The 17,272-nt window shown below is 31.9% G+C and carries 18 protein-coding genes; 1 reads left to right on the top strand and 17 read right to left on the bottom strand.

All coding sequences use genetic code 11. The features are described from left to right. Positions 1-27: 27 nt before the first annotated feature. From wecB to L21TH_RS00735, 6 genes are all read right to left on the bottom strand, one after another. Complete coding sequence (wecB, locus tag L21TH_RS00710) at positions 28-1,146, bottom strand: non-hydrolyzing UDP-N-acetylglucosamine 2-epimerase (RefSeq protein WP_006306259.1); 1,119 nt, start codon at positions 1,144-1,146, stop codon at positions 28-30. Positions 1,147-1,230: 84 nt separating this feature from the next. Beyond that, complete coding sequence (locus L21TH_RS00715) at positions 1,231-2,289, bottom strand: glycosyltransferase family 4 protein (protein ID WP_006306260.1); 1,059 nt, start codon at positions 2,287-2,289, stop codon at positions 1,231-1,233. A gap of 113 nt (positions 2,290-2,402) precedes the next feature. Beyond that, on the bottom strand, positions 2,403-2,852 hold the full coding sequence (locus L21TH_RS00720) for a deoxycytidylate deaminase (RefSeq protein ID WP_006306262.1): 450 nt from the start codon (positions 2,850-2,852) through the stop codon (positions 2,403-2,405). 187 nt (positions 2,853-3,039) lie between these two features. Further along, the gene (gene rpiB, locus L21TH_RS00725) at positions 3,040-3,489 is read right to left on the bottom strand and encodes a ribose 5-phosphate isomerase B (RefSeq protein ID WP_006306264.1); all 450 of its coding nucleotides are present in this window, start codon (positions 3,487-3,489) and stop codon (positions 3,040-3,042) included. 17 nt (positions 3,490-3,506) lie between these two features. Continuing rightward, positions 3,507-4,217 carry a low molecular weight protein arginine phosphatase gene (locus tag L21TH_RS00730; RefSeq protein ID WP_034428872.1) on the bottom strand — a complete coding sequence of 237 codons (711 nt, stop codon included), beginning with the start codon at positions 4,215-4,217 and terminating at the stop codon, positions 3,507-3,509. Between the two features lie 360 nt (positions 4,218-4,577). Further along, positions 4,578-5,639 (bottom strand): L-threonylcarbamoyladenylate synthase, encoded by a 1,062-nt coding sequence (locus L21TH_RS00735; protein WP_006306270.1) that lies wholly within the window; start codon positions 5,637-5,639, stop codon positions 4,578-4,580. Between the two features lie 189 nt (positions 5,640-5,828). Between L21TH_RS00735 and L21TH_RS00740 the strand changes: the two genes are divergently transcribed. After that, positions 5,829-6,569, top strand: a complete 741-nt coding sequence (locus tag L21TH_RS00740; RefSeq protein ID WP_006306271.1) for a ZIP family metal transporter — start codon at positions 5,829-5,831, stop codon at positions 6,567-6,569. 75 nt (positions 6,570-6,644) lie between these two features. Here the strand turns inward: L21TH_RS00740 and L21TH_RS00745 are convergent, their stop codons facing one another. The 11 genes from L21TH_RS00745 to glpX all read right to left on the bottom strand — a co-directional run bounded on the left by L21TH_RS00745 (position 6,645) and on the right by glpX (position 17,061). Further along, complete coding sequence (locus L21TH_RS00745; RefSeq protein WP_006306272.1) at positions 6,645-7,832, bottom strand: cation:proton antiporter; 1,188 nt, start codon at positions 7,830-7,832, stop codon at positions 6,645-6,647. A gap of 249 nt (positions 7,833-8,081) precedes the next feature. Then, positions 8,082-9,149 carry a peptide chain release factor 1 gene (prfA, locus tag L21TH_RS00750; RefSeq protein WP_006306273.1) on the bottom strand — a complete coding sequence of 356 codons (1,068 nt, stop codon included), beginning with the start codon at positions 9,147-9,149 and terminating at the stop codon, positions 8,082-8,084. Between the two features lie 106 nt (positions 9,150-9,255). Then, on the bottom strand, positions 9,256-9,771 hold the full coding sequence (locus L21TH_RS00755) for a chromate transporter (RefSeq protein ID WP_006306274.1): 516 nt from the start codon (positions 9,769-9,771) through the stop codon (positions 9,256-9,258). Beyond that, positions 9,771-10,316, bottom strand: a complete 546-nt coding sequence (locus L21TH_RS00760) for a chromate transporter (protein ID WP_006306276.1) — start codon at positions 10,314-10,316, stop codon at positions 9,771-9,773. The genes L21TH_RS00755 and L21TH_RS00760 overlap by 1 nt, the downstream gene beginning before the upstream one ends. Positions 10,317-10,460: 144 nt before the next feature. Next, positions 10,461-11,354 carry a peptide chain release factor N(5)-glutamine methyltransferase gene (gene prmC / locus L21TH_RS14875; protein ID WP_006306277.1) on the bottom strand — a complete coding sequence of 298 codons (894 nt, stop codon included), beginning with the start codon at positions 11,352-11,354 and terminating at the stop codon, positions 10,461-10,463. Further along, positions 11,348-12,304 (bottom strand): DUF1385 domain-containing protein, encoded by a 957-nt coding sequence (locus L21TH_RS14880; protein WP_006306278.1) that lies wholly within the window; start codon positions 12,302-12,304, stop codon positions 11,348-11,350. Before L21TH_RS14880 ends, prmC begins: the two co-directional genes overlap by 7 nt. Before the next feature lie 409 nt (positions 12,305-12,713). Beyond that, positions 12,714-12,836, bottom strand: a complete 123-nt coding sequence (locus tag L21TH_RS15010; protein WP_006306279.1) for a hypothetical protein — start codon at positions 12,834-12,836, stop codon at positions 12,714-12,716. A gap of 254 nt (positions 12,837-13,090) precedes the next feature. Beyond that, the gene (locus L21TH_RS00775; RefSeq protein WP_006306280.1) at positions 13,091-13,681 is read right to left on the bottom strand and encodes a thymidine kinase; all 591 of its coding nucleotides are present in this window, start codon (positions 13,679-13,681) and stop codon (positions 13,091-13,093) included. 231 nt (positions 13,682-13,912) lie between these two features. Next, entirely contained in the window at positions 13,913-14,113 is a 201-nt protein-coding gene (rpmE, locus tag L21TH_RS00780; RefSeq protein WP_006306281.1) for a 50S ribosomal protein L31, read from the bottom strand. Positions 14,114-14,277: 164 nt separating this feature from the next. Further along, positions 14,278-15,603: a transcription termination factor Rho gene (rho, locus tag L21TH_RS00785; RefSeq protein WP_006306282.1), complete on the bottom strand. Its 1,326-nt coding sequence runs from the start codon at positions 15,601-15,603 to the stop codon at positions 14,278-14,280. Positions 15,604-16,089: 486 nt separating this feature from the next. Then, complete coding sequence (gene glpX, locus L21TH_RS00790) at positions 16,090-17,061, bottom strand: class II fructose-bisphosphatase (RefSeq protein WP_006306283.1); 972 nt, start codon at positions 17,059-17,061, stop codon at positions 16,090-16,092. Positions 17,062-17,272 lie beyond the last annotated feature (211 nt).

The following is a 17,272-nucleotide window of genomic DNA, read 5'->3' on the forward strand; positions in this document are numbered from 1 at the left end:
TTTTTCATAAAAATTATTATTTATTAATTATCTTAAATTATCTATTATTATATCGACTATTCTCTCTGAAGCTTTACCATCTCCATAAGGATTTACAGCGTTAGCCATTTTTTCATACTCAATTTTATCATTTAATAATAAATCTATGCCTTTGAATATGTTTTCTCTTTCTATTCCCAGTAATTTTGCAGTACCAGCTTTTATACCTTCTGGTCTTTCAGTTTCTTTTCTAACTACTAATACCGGTTTGCCTAGTGATGGAGCTTCTTCTTGTATACCACCAGAGTCTGTAACTATAAAATAACTTCTAGCTTGTAGGTTAGCAAAAGGTACATAATCTAATGGCTCAATTATATGGACTCTATCTAAACTTTTTAGAATACTATCTGCTATACTTCTAACCTTGGGATTAAGATGTATAGGAAATACTACTTCAACATCATCATTTTTTAGTACTATATCTCTTATTGCACTGAATATAGATTCCATTGGTTTTCCTAAATTTTCTCTTCTATGGGTTGTTAAAAGAATTACTTTTTTATTTTTATAGTCTAACTCATTTAATACTTCGTTTTCAAATTTGTAGTCATCAGATACTACCTCAAATAATGCATCTATTACTGTATTTCCTGTAACAAATATTTTGTTTTGATTATATCCCTCATTTAATAGGTTTTGCTTGCTTGTTTCAGTAGGAGCAAAATGAAAGTCTGTTATAACACCTGTTAGCTTTCTATTTGCCTCCTCAGGATATGGTGAATACATATCTCCACTTCTAAGTCCTGCTTCTACATGTCCTATCTTCACTTTATGATAAAAACCTGCTAAAGCTCCTGCAAACACTGTTGTAGTATCACCTTGAACTAATAAAAGCTGGGGTTGAAATTTCTTTATAACATCTTCTAATCCTTTAAGTGCCCTCGTTGTTACTTCTGTTAAAGTCTGACCTGATTTAAATATATTTAAGTCGTAGTCAGGAATTATATTAAATGCATTTAACACTTGGTCAAGCATTTCTCTGTGCTGTGCTGTTACACATACTCTATGGTCTATTAATTCATGAGTATTTAATTTCTTTACTAATGGTGCCATTTTGATAGCCTCTGGCCTAGTACCGAATACGGATAATACTTTTATTTTGGTCATGTAATCAATCCCTTCATTATATAATTAACAGTCGATAGTGTACAGTTGACAGTATAAACAAAAAAGCAAGGGAAAGGCCCTCACTTAGTTATTAGCGTTTTTCCTTTGATTTATTTTCTTTAATGAATCTATATCAAATAGACCTAAACGAGAAGCTCCAAGTAATATAAATACTGAAACTACTCCTAAAATTATAATTCCCTTATCTGTTTCTATATCAGCTAATAATACTGCTATAGTACCTAAAAACATACTTATTACATATAATACTAAAACTGTCTGCTTTTGTGTAAATCCTCTATCTAAAAGTCGGTGATGTAAATGACCTTTATCTGCTTCCATTATTGGTCTCCCATTAAGAAACCTTCTAAATATAGCAAAAGTAGTATCAAATATTGGTAAGCCTAAAGCTAATACTGGTACTGCTATAGCTATAGCTGCTACACTCTTCATCACACCCTCAATGGCAATTACCGAAAGCATATATCCTAAAAATAGAGAACCTGTATCTCCCATAAAAATCTTTGCTGGATTAAAATTATGAGGAAGAAATCCTAATGCTGCTCCTGCTAATATTGCTGACATCATCATTACAGTTGGAAATCCATTTATTGATGATACAAAAAGTAATGATACTGCTGCTATAGATGCTACTCCTGATGCTAACCCATCTAATCCATCTATTAAATTCAACGTATTAGTTATACCTACAACCCAGAAAATCGTTACTGGTATGGAAAAAATCTTTAAGTAAGTCATTCCAGTAGATGCAAACGGGTTTGTTATAAACTCTATCTTTATATCTCCCCATATAAGTATAATAGCAGCCACTATTTGAGCTAATAATTTCAATTTAGGAGATAAAGATTTCATATCATCTATTATACCTGATATAACTATAATTGTACCTCCAGCAATTATTGCTATACTCGTCTTGTCCATTGGTAAAAATAATAACATCGAAACAACTGTGGAAATATATATAGCTAATCCACCCATAAGTGGAATTGGTTTCTTATGAATTCTTCTATTATCTTTTGGTACATCTATAGCTCCTATCTTTTCAGCAAATCTTTTAACAAACGGAGTTAGTATATATGTTGCGACTAATGCTATGACAAATGGTATATAATATTTTTCCATGTTAACACTCCTTAATATTAAGCATTAAATTAATTAATAGTATTCCCTCTTCGATTTTACTTTATAAGTAATGCTATGTCAATCTTAGGCCCACCATACCATGATTTATATCTTTAGTCAAATTTAACTAATTCTACCTTCGCTTGTTCCAATAATTGTGTTGAAAGTTCATCTGGATAATCTCCACAAAATACTACTCTTTTGATTCCTGCATTTATTATCATTTTTGCACATACAACGCAAGGTTGGTTTGTAACATATATAGTAGCACCTTCTAAGCTTACTCCTGAATTTGCAGCTTGTACTATAGCATTTTGCTCAGCATGTAAGCCTCTACATAGTTCATGTCTTTGTCCTGATGGAACTTTTAGCTTGTCCCTTAAGCAACCTGTTTCACTGCAATGTTTCAAACCTGTAGGTGCACCATTATATCCAGTTGATAAAATTCTTTTATCCTTTACAATGACAGCTCCAACTTTTCTTCTTAAACACGTAGACCGTTTTTTCACTACTTGAATTATCTCCATAAAGTATTCATCCCACGAAGGACGTTTATTTTCCACTTTATTCCCTCCACTTGTATCTTGTATGTAATATCTATCTATATAACATTTTATCATATACTAATATATATTATCTAGTTCTTGACGTTAGTATATTTTTACTGTTTATCTTACCGTCTATATATATTCGAAGCATTTATTAATAAAAATGAGGTAATAAAAATGGACTGGTTACCCAGTCCATTTTCTATTTAGTGAATTCCTTCTCAATATCACTTATTTTATTAACTCTTCTTTCATGTCTTCCACCTTGAAACTCTGCTTTAAGCCATGTGTCTACTATTTCAAAAGCTAGGTCTTTACCTACTACTCTACCTCCTAGTGCTAACACATTTGCATTATTATGTTCCCTTGACATTCTTGCTGAGTATGAATCACTACATAGTGCACATCTTATACCAGGAACTTTATTAGCCGATATAGATATCCCTATTCCCGTACCACAGCATATAATCCCTCTGTCACATTCTCCATCCTTTACTGCTTTTGCTACTTTATATCCATATTCAGGGTAATCCACTGATTCTGTAGAGCCTGTTCCATAGTCAACAAAATCTATGCCTTTGTTTTCTAAATGCTCCTTTATATATTCCTTTAATTCATATCCTCCATGGTCACTACCTAATGCAATTTTCATAATAAAATTCCTCCCTATTAGTTATTTTTAATTTCTTCCATTATTTTTTCTAAAATCTTTGTTAAAGTTTCTTTTATTTCTTTAGCACTCTTCTTATATTCTTCAACTGGCTTGCCAAAGGGGTCAACAATATCCAACTCTGGTATCTTTTTTTCTAATCTCATTATCTCTGCCTTATCATCTTCTAATTCTGCCTCTATTTGCATTTGCCATTCTTTTATTTCATTTTCGATTTCATTTAATTCTTTTATTATTTTTTCTCTTCTTCTTTTTAGTGCCTCAATTTCTTTTGCTCTTCTAGTAATTAATTCTTCTCTTTTTTCCCTTAGTCTACTATACAAAACTCCTAACTCATCTAATATCTCGTCTATGTTAATATCCTTCAAAGCATATTCTTTTAGGGTAAATACTTTACCTTTTGCATCTGGAGTCATTTGTAATACTGCATTTTTATGATTTACTGTCATTGTAAGAATTAAATCCGCTTTATCTATCATTTCTTTAGTTAAAGGCTTTGACCTATGGGAAGATAGGTCAATTCCTTCTTCTTTCAATGCATGAATGGCCTGAGCTGTTGCTGGTTGATTAGGTATAGCACATACTCCTGCAGATGCTACCTTTAGACCTTTTATATCCTTTCCTGCTTTTTCAATCATATCTTTAAATAAAGCTTCAGCCATACTGCTACGACAAGTATTACCTGTGCAAACAAATAAGATATGTTTCATATAAATCCCACCCTCTAATGCAATTTAAAATTGAAAATGTAAAGCGCGCAAATAGACGTAAAAAATAACGTGCTAAAAAACGTATAAAATCATATATTTAGTTATTGAGGGACGCCCACGTCCCTTAATTTGCTTCTGTCGAGGGACGTGGGCGTCCCTCGACAACTAAAAATCAGCAAATTCCCTATTCTCTACTACTCTATTACTCTAATCCTCTATTACTCTAATCCTCTATTACTCTAATCCTCTATTACTCTAATCCTCTACTACTCTATTCTCTTAATCAGTATACTTTTTAACGAAAATCGAGCAGCGAGTGGCAAAAGACCAAAATAATTTTAAATTTTTAATTTTACATTTTTAATTTATTTTTATTACCCTTCCACCTGCAGCTTTATTCATTCTATTCATTATAGCTTTGCCTAGTCCTTCTTCTGTTACTCCTTCAGCTATTATTATATCTACCCCAATTTTATCGAATTCTCTCAAAGTCTTAAATAAATTTCTTGAAATAGTTTCTAACTTCCTTCTATCTCCTACTACAATTAAATTTTCATTATTATACTTATCCTTAGTTTGATTTGTAGCTATTATTCCTACTTTTTTACCTTCTTTTTGGTATTCACTTGTCAACTCATTTATTTTTTCAATCATATTGTGTATTTCCCCTGTTACAATAATCATTTCTGCCTCCGGTGAATAATGTCTATACTTTTGTCCTGGAGATTTAGGTATTATGTTTTTATTCTTTAATTCTAATGCAGGGTCAAACTCAACTTTAGGAAAAATAGTTAGTAAATCCTCTTTAGTAACTCCACCTGGCCTAAGAATAGTAGGTATCTCTGTTGACAGGTCTAATACTGTTGATTCTACACCTATACCTGTTGCTCCTCCGTCTATTATCATATCTATTTTACCAGTTAAATCTTCTATAACATGGGATGCGTCAGTAGGGCTAGGTCTACCAGATGTATTTGCACTAGGAGCTGCTATAGGTAAATTAGCTTCCTTTATTAACTTCAATGCGATAGGGTGATTAGGCATTCTTATGGCTACAGTTGAAAGTCCTCCAGTTATTCTGTCTGGAACCTTTGAATTTTTCTTAAATATAATCGTTAAAGGCCCAGGCCAAAATCTTTCTATTAAATCTAAGGCTCTTTGTGGTACTTCCTCTACTATATCGTATAATTGCTCAATCTCTGCTATATGTACAATTAATGGATTATCTTGAGGTCTTCCCTTTGCTTTAAATATCTTAGATATTGCTTTTTCATCTAAAGCATTGGCTCCTAGACCGTACACTGTTTCTGTGGGAAAGGCAACAGTGCCTCCTCTTTTTAATATTTCTGCCCCTTGTTCAATTTTTTGTTTTTCTAAATTATTAATATCTATTTTTAATACTTTAGTTTTCAATACTTTCATCTTCTTTCCCTTTCTAATCTTTTTTTCTATTATCTACAATTTTCAAGAATATATTATATCGTAATGAAGAACCAAGGTCTAGTATTAAAACGTAAGATTAGAAATCTTGTCATTTATTTACCCATACTAGAATAAATATTAACTATAATTATCAACCCTTAATCAATTTATTTTATAAGGAGTGCTGATATGGATAATGTTTTTGCAACTACCATAATAGGTTTTATAGTTGGAATCGCAGGAACAGGATTAGGTGGAATAGTTGCTTTGTCTATTTTCAATCCAAATGACAAGTTTCTAGGAATGTTATTAGGTGCAACAGCAGGATTAATGTTAGCTGTAGTAACTTTTGACCTATTACCTGAATCCTACTCTATAGGAGGATTATGGATTGAAATAGTGGGGCTTATCTTAGGTATATTATTAGTTTTTATTATAGAAGATTTTATCCCGGAAAGTCACATATCTAGTTTTACCACTCGAAAAGAAAGCTTTTTAAAGACTGGAATTATAATGGGTATTGGAATAGCTATACATAATTTGCCAGAAGGATTAGCTGTAGGCTCAGGCTTCATGTTTACGAGAGAAATAGGTATAAAGATGGCGTTAATAATAGCCCTTCATGATTTACCAGAAGGAATAGCTATGGCTACCCCTCTCAGAATAAGCGGTTTTTCTAAATTAAAAGTATTGTTATTAACACTTATTTCAGGCATCCCTACCGGTATAGGAGCATTTATAGGAGCAGTTCTCGGAAGTGTATCACAAACTTTTATTGCTTTATGTATGTCTTTTGCTGGTGGTACAATGCTGTATATCACATGTGGAGAAATTATACCTAATTCTAAAACCCTTTATAAAGGAAGGTCTTCTACTGTTGGCTTAGTTATTGGGTTTATAATAGGTATAATTATTACGGTGAAGTTATAAAAAAGCGGCAAAGCCGCTTTTTGGCTATTGGCTTTTAGCTATCAGTTACTAGCTAAAAATCCATTTCATATTATTTTATACACAATCTTGTTGCATAGGTAGTTCATCTGCATCATTGTTAAATGCTAATTTTAAAAGCGGTGGAGTAACTATAGTAGTAGCTAATACTATCAGAATAGTAGAAGTAAAAATTTCATGTCCTATAATCTGCATTTTTAAACCTAAATTAGCAACAATAAGTGCAACCTCAGCCCTTGGAATCATACCAATACTAATCTGTAAAGCTTCTCTTGTCTTAAAATTAGAAAGTTTAGCACCAATACCACATCCTATAACCTTACCTAATATTGCCGCTAATATAAGTGCTATACTTATACCTATCGTTCCTCCAATATGATCTAATCTAACATTTAATCCTATATTCATAAAGAATATTGGAGTAAATAGTGAATATGCGATTCTTTGGATTTCATGAGAAACTCTATTTCTATGAGGAGTAGTTGAAAATAATACTCCTGTAAAGTATGCTCCGATAATAGCTGCAACTCCAAGCTCTTCTGCTATAAACGCAAGCAAGAAACAAAATATAAGTGCAGCAGTTAAAATTCTGTTTTCTCTACTAACTATATCTGAATACTTTGTTAATAGCTTTGAAAAGACTATACCTACTACAATAGATAGAATAAAGAAAGATACTATTTTCCCTATAACTAAAAATATACTAACACTTTCAGACGGAGCTGCAATACCTACAACTAAAGTTAAAATTATTATTCCTGCAACATCATCTATTATAGCAGCACCTAAAATCCCTATTCCTTGTCTAGTTCTTAGCTTACCTAACTCTCTTAAAGCTTGTACTGTAATACTTACACTAGTAGCAGTTAATATAACACCTACAAAAAGTGCTTCTGTAAAATCTGCTCCTGGCTTGGTCAAATATATTGCCAAAATACCAGCCAATAAAGGAACTACTATACCACCTATCGCAATAAACGTAGAAGATTTACCTGAAGCTTTAAGGTCACGAAGGTCTGTTTCAAGTCCTGCTATAAACATAAGTAATATTACTCCGATTTCAGCCATATGGCTAATAGATACACCTGTATTAATTAAATTTAGTACCGATGGTCCTACTAAAAGACCTGCTAATATTTGTCCTAAAACTGAGGGTTGTTTTAGTTTTTTACTTATATACCCTCCTATATTTGCGAAAATAAGTATAAGAGCTATGTCTAATAAGAAAGTTAAATTATGTTCCAATTGTATCATCTCCTGAACGTTTATTAAATAAATTATTAATCTTAATAGTTAAGAAATAATACTTTAATAATATTATTATTGCTTGTCATAAAATTCACACATTTCTAACGTCCCGTAAACTATATTATCATATTGTTACGAGAATTTTAATGAATAATTTGTTAAAGTTATATGTCTATATAAGCTTTTCTATTATTTTTCAAAAAACCTTTTTAGGCGGAGGCATGAACCTCCGCTCTATACTTAGTCTTATTCAACTTGTTTTAATTTTTCTGCTTGGTCTGTTGTAATAAGGGAATCTATCATCTCATCTATATCTCCATCTAGGAAAGCATCTAGTTTATATACTGTAAGGTTTATTCTATGGTCAGTTATTCTACCCTGTGGGAAGTTATAAGTTCTAATTCTTTCACTTCTATCTCCTGTTCCAACCTGGCTTCTTCTAGCCTCTGCTACTTCTGCATCTCTTTCAGCTTGATATTTATCATATAATCTCGCTTTTAATATTTTAAATGCCTTTTCTTTATTTTTTAATTGTGATTTTTCATCTTGACAAGAAACTACCATTCCTGTTGGGATATGTGTTAGTCTTACAGCTGAATCTGTTGTGTTAACGTGCTGCCCTCCATTACCTGATGAACGGAAAACATCTATTCTTACATCATTAGGATTAATTTCTATGTCTATATCGTCAACTTCTGGCAAAACAGCAACAGTTGCAGTAGATGTATGAATTCTACCACTTGATTCAGTAGCAGGCACTCTTTGAACTCTGTGTACTCCACTTTCATATTTTAATCTTGAATAGGCTCCTTTACCCTTTATCATAACTACTACTTCTTTGAACCCACCTACTCCTTGGCTATTTGAACTCATTAGTTCTACTTTCCAACCATTTCTTTCTGCATATCTAGAGTACATTCTAAATAAATCACCTGCGAAAATACCTGCTTCATCTCCACCTGCTCCTGCACGTATTTCCATAATAACATTCTTTTCATCATTAGGGTCTTTTGGTATTAATAACAACTTAAGCTCTTGAGTTAATTCTTCATCCCTAGCAGTTAGTTCTTTAATTTCTTCTTTAACCATTTCCTTAAAGTCATCATCTAATTTTTCTTTTAACATTTCTTTTGCATCGTTTAATTGCTCGTTTACTTCTTTGTATTCTTTATATTTTTGAATTATCGGCTCTAATTGTGCATGTTCTTTTACATATTTCTGCCACTCTGATGTATTGCTTATCACTTCTGGGTCTGATATTTTTTTACTTAACTCTTTATATTTTTCTTCTAAGAAATCTAATTTTTCTAACATTTTCTTCACCTCTGAAAAGTAGTCATCTAAATTAATATTATAACATATTCTCTAACTTTTGGGTAGTGTTGTGTAAAATTTTGGATTTGTGATGAAAATATTTACTTTAATACATAGCAACCCCCAAAACTCCAGCTAATACTATTGCTAAAATAGGATGTGTTTTCCTAAATACTAATATGTAAAATATCATCCCAGCAATTAAAACACTCTTTACGTCTATAAACGCATCTTTAGCAACTAATACTGCAGCTGAAGCTATAAGCCCTAACACCACAGGTCTTATCCCTTTAAACGCCCACTCAACATATTTAGAATCCTTATATTTATTAAAAAAGTGTGCTATTGTCAAGATTATTATAGTTGAAGGGATAATTACAGCTAGTGTTGCTACTATAGAACCTAATACTCCAGCTATTTTATATCCTAGAAAAGTTGCACTATTTATTGCTATAGGACCAGGAGTTATTTGTGATATAGCTAATATGTCAATAAAATCACTGGAAGTAATCCAACCATGTATATCTATAACTTCCTGACGAATAAGTGGAAGCATAGCATAGCCCCCACCGAAGCTAAAAAGTCCTATTTTTAAAAATGAAACAAATAATTTTAATAACATTATAATTCTCCTGTCCTTTCCTTATATTTCAAAAAAGCAACTCCACCTAATCCAGCTAGAATAATTTCAACAACAGGACTTACTCCTACTAATATTCCTATCAAAGCTAACAATGATACAATTAACAGTTTCCTTTCTATCTTTGACGTTTTTATTAACTTATATACTGCTGATGCTATTAATGCTACGACTGCTGGTCTTACACCTAGAAATATCTTCTCTACAACCCTATTATCTCTATACTGATATAAAAAGGCAGATATAATAAGTATTATTATAAATGAAGGTAATACTACTCCTAACATACAAGCTAAAGCTCCTAATGTCCCTGAAACTCTATAGCCAATAAATAGAGAACTATTTACAGCTATTGCTCCAGGTGCTGACTGTGATATAGCTATAACATCTAAAAATTCCTCACTTTCCAGCCATCCATTTTTATCAACTACTTCAGTTTCAATAAGTGGTATCATAGCATATCCGCCTCCAAAGGTGAAGGCCCCTATTTTTAAAAAGGTTATAAAAAGTTTTAAAAGTTGCGGCATAAATTTAAACTCCCTTTCCTTAAGTAGCTCTTAGCTCTTAGTTCTTAGCTTAAAAAACGTGCAAAACAACATCCCTTTTGTTATCTTTTGTTATTGAGGGACGCCCACGTCCCTTAATATTTGCTTCAGTCGAATTGTAATTTCTCAATTGTAAATTATCTTCCCCACTACCACTCTGTCATGTCCTGCTAAATCTTTTATTACCCTTATATCTTCAAAGTTTTTATTTTGTCTAAGAAGTTCTGATACTTCCTTTCCTTGGTCATATCCAATTTCAAAGGCTAATAAACCACCATCTACTAAATAATCTGTACTTTGCTCTATTATTCTTCTATAATATTTAAGACCATCTTCGCCACCATCTAGAGCTAATCTTGGTTCATATTTTGACACTTCCGTTTGTAAATCTTCTATGTCTTTTGATGGTATATAAGGTGGATTTGATACTATTATATCTATATTTTTAAGAAGATTATATTCTTTTAATGGGTTCAACAAATCACCTTGCAAGAACTTGACTCTGTCTTGTAAATTCATATTATCACAATTTTTCTTAGCTACTTTTAAAGCTTCTTCACTTATATCTACGGAATACACAAAAGCATTTTTTATATAATGAGCTAAACTCAATGTTATAGCTCCACTACCAGCTCCTATATCAACTATTTTTAACTCATCTTTATCTTTGAATTGTCCTTTTTCAACAATATTTATTACTGTCTCAACTAAAATCTCTGTATCTGGTCTAGGTACTAAAACTCCTTCTTTAACAAAAAAATCAAGTCCCATGAACTCTTGTTTACGGATTATATATTGTAAAGGATAGCCTGACTTTCGTTTGTCCACTAATCGTAAAAAGTTATCCACATTTTCTTCGTTAACCTGCCTATCCTTCTGTGTATAAATATATATTTTATCTACATTAAGTGCATAACATAGTAATAATTGTGCATCAAGAAAGGGATTTGATAAATCCCCTTCTTGTAAAATTTCTATTCCCTTTTTAAGTAATTGCTCAACAGTCATAGCTTTTACCAAGAATCTGCCTCCTTGTCTTCTACTAATACGGCCTTCAATGCTTCTAATCCTACTTCAAGCTGTGAATCATCTGGTTCATTTGTTGTAAGCTTTTGTAGCATCAATCCTGGATATGATATAATACGGGCAATCATACTATCGCTTTTTCCTACAACCTTATTTATCTCATAAGATATCCCTGCAATTACTGGTAGCATTACTATTCTAGATATAAACCTCATTAAAGGATTAGGCCAACCAAATAAAGAGAAAACAAGTATACTTATAATCATAACATTAAACAAAAAGCTAGTTCCACATCTAGGATGAAGAGTTGTATATTTTCTAGCATTTTCAACAGTTAGTTCTTCTCCATGTTCATAGCAATGAATAGACTTATGCTCTGCTCCATGATATTGGAACACCCTATATATATCATCCATTCTTGAAACTACATAAACATATAATAGAAATATAGATATTCTAATAAATCCTTCAATTAAATTTAAAATTAAACTATTATTAATTTTAGTCTTTAAGAAATTAGCTAAAAATGAAGGTCCTAACATAAAGGCTCCTATTGCTATTAACAAAGATAAGAAAACAGAGAAATATATCATTACATCTTCAGTTTTGTCTTTAAAAATTTTCTCTAGAAATTTATCAAATTTACTTGGTTCAATATCTTCTTCCTCTTCATAAAATTCTGCTGAATACATTAAGGATTTTACTCCAATGACCATCGCCTCAATTAATGCTACACTACCTCTAATAAAAGGTATCTTTAAAAATTTATACTTGGTAGACCAAGTACTCAGTTTTTGTTTTTTTAGTTCAATATCACCATCTGGCTTTCTAACAGCAATAGCGATATGTTTAGGTCCTTTCATCATAACACCTTCTATTAAAGCTTGACCACCTATACTAGTTATATGCTTAGGCTTTCTTATTACATCTTTTATTTTTGACATTGCATCTCCCTACTCTCTAATATAATGTTTGTCATATATTATTATATCTTATTTTCACATATATTAACAAGAAAAAGACATAACTTAATCTATCCGTATTTATACTTTCCTGTTATTCAAATATAGTAACAGCTATCAGTTAATATCTATATAAAAGTAAACTTTATCAACTTCTATTTCTATTACTAATATATATCCAGAATTTGCATGATTACTTATAACAAACTATATGATATTATTTATATAAACCGTTTAAATAATTCATCTAAATAAGTCCCCTTATTTAGATATATAACTATGTTGTTAAGTATATCCTGAGGATTAATTCCTCAGGTATTTTTTTGCTTTATTATATATAAACTAAAAGAGAGCTTTTTCAAGCTCTCTTTTAGTTTGTGTAATTTTGTTTTTAGTACTTACCAAATCCTCCGTAGCAGTTACAGAATAAAATAACTAGTAACAAGAAGAAGAATAATAATTCACTACCTCCATCAAATAATCCTCCAAATAATCCACATTGCTTATCAGCCATTAATAAGCCTCCCTTCAAATTTTCCACTTATTTTCTAGACAATATCATTATATGGAGGAGATATAAAAGATGTTACAGAAAAAATGACAAAGTCGTTTTTTTGATATTAGGTATTCGCCTCTCGCTTTTCGATAATAATCTTGCATATATTCCCTATGCTATTAAAGCTTGCATTTCGCTTGATTATAAGCTATACAATAACTATACTTTATTAGATAATAAAATGGACTGGATGTATCCAGTCCTAATGATAATTATCCATTATTTCTTTTATTAGGAACTTCATGGTGTAACCTACACCTTGCTTCATAGCTTTCAGTAGCACCCACTAAAATTGTAGGGTCATTATAACTCGCAGGCTTTCCATCTATCAATCTTTGTGTTCTATTTGCCGGATTTCCGCAAACAACACAAACAGCTGTTAGCTTGTCTACAAATTCAGCAATAGCCATTAATTTAGGTGTAGGACCAAAAGGTTCTCCTCTAAAGTCCATATCTAATCCAGCCACTATCACTCTTAATCCTCTATCAGCTAAATCTGCGCATATGTCTATAATTTCTTGGTCAAAAAACTGTACTTCATCTATTCCAACGACTTCGGTATCCGGCTCGATAAGGTCATAAATCTCTTTTGCTTTTTTTATACTTTCTCCCATGATTTTTTCTCCATTATGGGATACCACTTCATTTACACTATATCTATCATCCATAGAAGGCTTAAATACCTTTATTTTTTGCTTAGCTATTTGAGCTCTTCTTAACCTTCTTATAAGCTCTTCACTTTTACCACTATACATAGGGCCTACAATCACTTCAATCCAACCATGATGATTTGGTCCATACATTGAATGGTCCTCCTTTGTATAAAAAAATTAAAATTTAAAATTGAAAATGTAAAATTATATTTACGGATACTGGATATTTAGTACATTGCAATATGAGGTACAGTGTTATTACGTATGTAAATGCTTTATTTTTATATCTTACGTATTATCCTCATCTTATTTTACGTTTTTAAAACAGCAAAAATAAAGGTTAGAGCCATTATGGCATCTAACCTAGCAACCAAGTACATTTTATTTAAGACCATATTTTTTCTTGAATTGCTCAACACGGCCACCTTTATCAACAAGTTTTTGACGTCCTGTATAGAATGGATGACATTGTGAACAAATTTCTACTTTTAATTCACCTTTAACTGATCCTGTTTCAAATGTATTTCCGCACGCACAATGTACAACTGCTTTTTTGTATTCTGGATGGATTCCTTTTTTCACTGAAATCACCTCTTTCTTTAATACTTAATTTTTATATACAGATTCATAATCCACAATTTTTAACTAGTATATTATAGCACACCAAATTATTATTTTCAAGACATTATTATACTAAGTAAATACTGTGAAGTAAATATTTAGTTCTATAATTTTCTTATTTATTATTAATCAAACATTTTTCTTCTAGTCTTTTGTATAAACCCTTCATTAGTTTTTGTTGAAACTAGTTGATTTAATAATCTTTCAGTCACATCTATTACTTGAGCGTTGCTTATAGCTTTTCTTATACTCCAAATTGTCTCAAGCTCTCTTTGAGTTAACAATAAATCTTCACGTCTAGTACCAGATTTATTAATATCAATAGCAGGGAATACTCTTTTTTCTGATAATCTTCTATCCAAATGTACCTCCATATTTCCTGTACCTTTAAACTCTTCGAATATAACGTCATCCATCCTACTACCAGTCTCAATCAAAGCTGTAGCTAATATAGTAAGACTGCCACCATTTTCAATATTTCTAGCTGCACCAAAGAATCTCTTAGGTTTATGCAATGCTCCTGGGTCAAGTCCTCCCGATAACGTCCTACCTGTTGATGGTATAGTAAGATTATATGCCCTAGCTAATCTAGTAATACTATCTAATAATATTACAACATCTTTTCCATGTTCAACCAGCCTTTTAGCTCTTTCTAATACCATTTCTGCCACTTTTATATGATGCTTTGGAAGTTCATCGAAGGTTGAATACACTACATCACCTTTAACTGAACGTTGCATATCTGTTACTTCCTCTGGTCTCTCATCTATAAGTAATATTATTATTTCTATTTCTGGATGGTTTTGTGCAATACTATTAGCTATTTTTTTAAGTAAAATTGTTTTACCTGCCTTTGGAGGAGCTACTATCATACCCCTTTGACCTTTACCGATAGGCGCTATTAAATCTATCATTCTAGTTGCTAATTCACTTGGTGCTGTCTCTAATTTTATTCTTTCATTTGGATAAATAGGTGTTAATGTATCAAAATCTGGTCTTTTAGTTGCTGTTTCAGGGTCTTCGTCATTAACCTTTTGTACATATAAAAGCGCTTTATATTTCTCACCAGCTTTAGGTGGTCTAGTTATACCAAATATCTTATCTCCTGTCCTTAAGTTAAATCTCCTTATCTGAGAAGGCGATATATAAATATCTTCACTACTAGATAGATAGTTATCTCGTCTTAAAAATCCATATCCATCTGAATGAAGCTCTAGTATCCCTTCTGCAACTAATATTTCTTCACTTTGTTCTATCTCTTCAGTTAACCTTTCAGGTAAATTTTGTTTATGCTTTTCTTTTTCTTTTTGCTTATTCTCTTTTTCAACACGTTCTATGATTTTATCTATAAGTTCTTGCTTTTTATATTTACTATACCCTTTCATTCCTAATTGCTTTGCTGTTTCTCTTAAATCATTTAATTTTTTATCACTTAATTCACTCCGATTCAAAACTACACCTCCAAAAAACACTATCAACTTTATTTTTACCAAATTCTTCATATTTGTATACGGGATTTATATAGAAAAGAGTAATAGGTGGGTATTTATATGATTGTTATTATTTTCAATCATTGTTATAGTATCACTTTGTGATAAATAAGTCAATAATTAATACGTAGGAATTTACGTACGAGTGGACGTATTGCGTACAAGTTAACGCAAAAAAGACGGTCAGCATAAAAAAAGTCGTAAAAATGAACGAGAAAGCGGCTATTCGCCACTCGATGCTCGCTTTTCGTTAAAAAATATACTGATTAAAAGAATAGAGTAGTAGAGGATTAGAGTAATAGAGTAATAGAGTAGTAGAGAATATGGAATTTGCTGATTTTTAGTTGTCTAGGGACGCCCACGTCCCTAGACAGAAGCAAATTGAGGGACGTGGGCGTCCCTCAATAACTAAAACCAGTACCTAGTATCTTGTACCTTGTACCTGATTTACTTCGCATACTTAGGTTTCTTATCTAATTTATGAATTGCTTCTATAAACCTTATAGTACCTGTCTTTGCTCTAGTAACCATAGAATGTGTTTTTGCTGTATTGTTCTCATAATAAACTACGCCTTTAAGTAGTTCTCCATCTGAAATACCTGTAGCTGCAAAGAATATTTGGTCTCCCTTTGCTAACTCTTCCATAGTTAGTACTTTATTTATATCTCCAATTCCCATTTTTTTGCATCGTTCTCTTTCTTCATCGTTCATAGGTACTAATCTTCCTTGAAATTCTCCTCCCATACATTTTAATGCAGCTGCACCTATTACTCCTTCAGGTGCTCCTCCTATTCCCATAAGTATGTCTACTCCTGAATGTTCAAAGCACGTTGCTATTGCAGCAGCAACATCACCATCACCAAACAATTTTATCCTCGCTCCTGCTTCTCTGACTTTATTTATTAAATCCTCATGTCTTTCTCTATCTAGAATAGTTACTGTTATGTCAGAAATATCCTTATTTAAAGCCTTAGCTACTGCTTTTAAATTATCTTCAACAGATGCATCTAAATCTATAACTCCAGCTGCCTTTGGACCGACAGCTATTTTTTCCATGTACATATCTGGTGCATGTAATAAACATCCCCTTGGTGCCATAGCCACTACTGCTATTGCATTTGGTAACCCTTTAGCTACTGCAGTTGTGCCATCTAATGGGTCTACCGCTATATCTACTTTAGGACAGTCTTCATCTGCCTTTCCTATTTGTTCCCCTATGTACAACATAGGAGCTTCATCCATTTCTCCTTCGCCTATAACTACTACACCATCAATATCTATAGTATCAAACATACTCCTCATTCCATCAACTGCCGCTTGGTCTGCTATTATTTTATCTCCCCTTCCCATATATCTAGCACATCCTAAAGCTGCAGCCTCAGTAACTCTAACAAGATTCAAAGCTAAATCTCTATCCATAATGAGCCCCCTTCGTGTAATCATATTTTCACATTTAGTATATTCTATACAGCGTATTTTTGTCAAATGGTATAACACATTTATTTTGATATAACCATTATATGGGCTTAATTTCAAAAATATGATGTAAAATCAATCTTGTTGTTTCTCAGCTATTCGCTGTTCGCCTTTCGCTTTTCGATAATAATTTTACAAATATTCTCTCTTCCTT

The sequence above is a fragment of the Caldisalinibacter kiritimatiensis genome (genome assembly GCF_000387765.1).
Lineage (GTDB): Bacteria > Bacillota > Clostridia > Tissierellales > Caldisalinibacteraceae > Caldisalinibacter > Caldisalinibacter kiritimatiensis.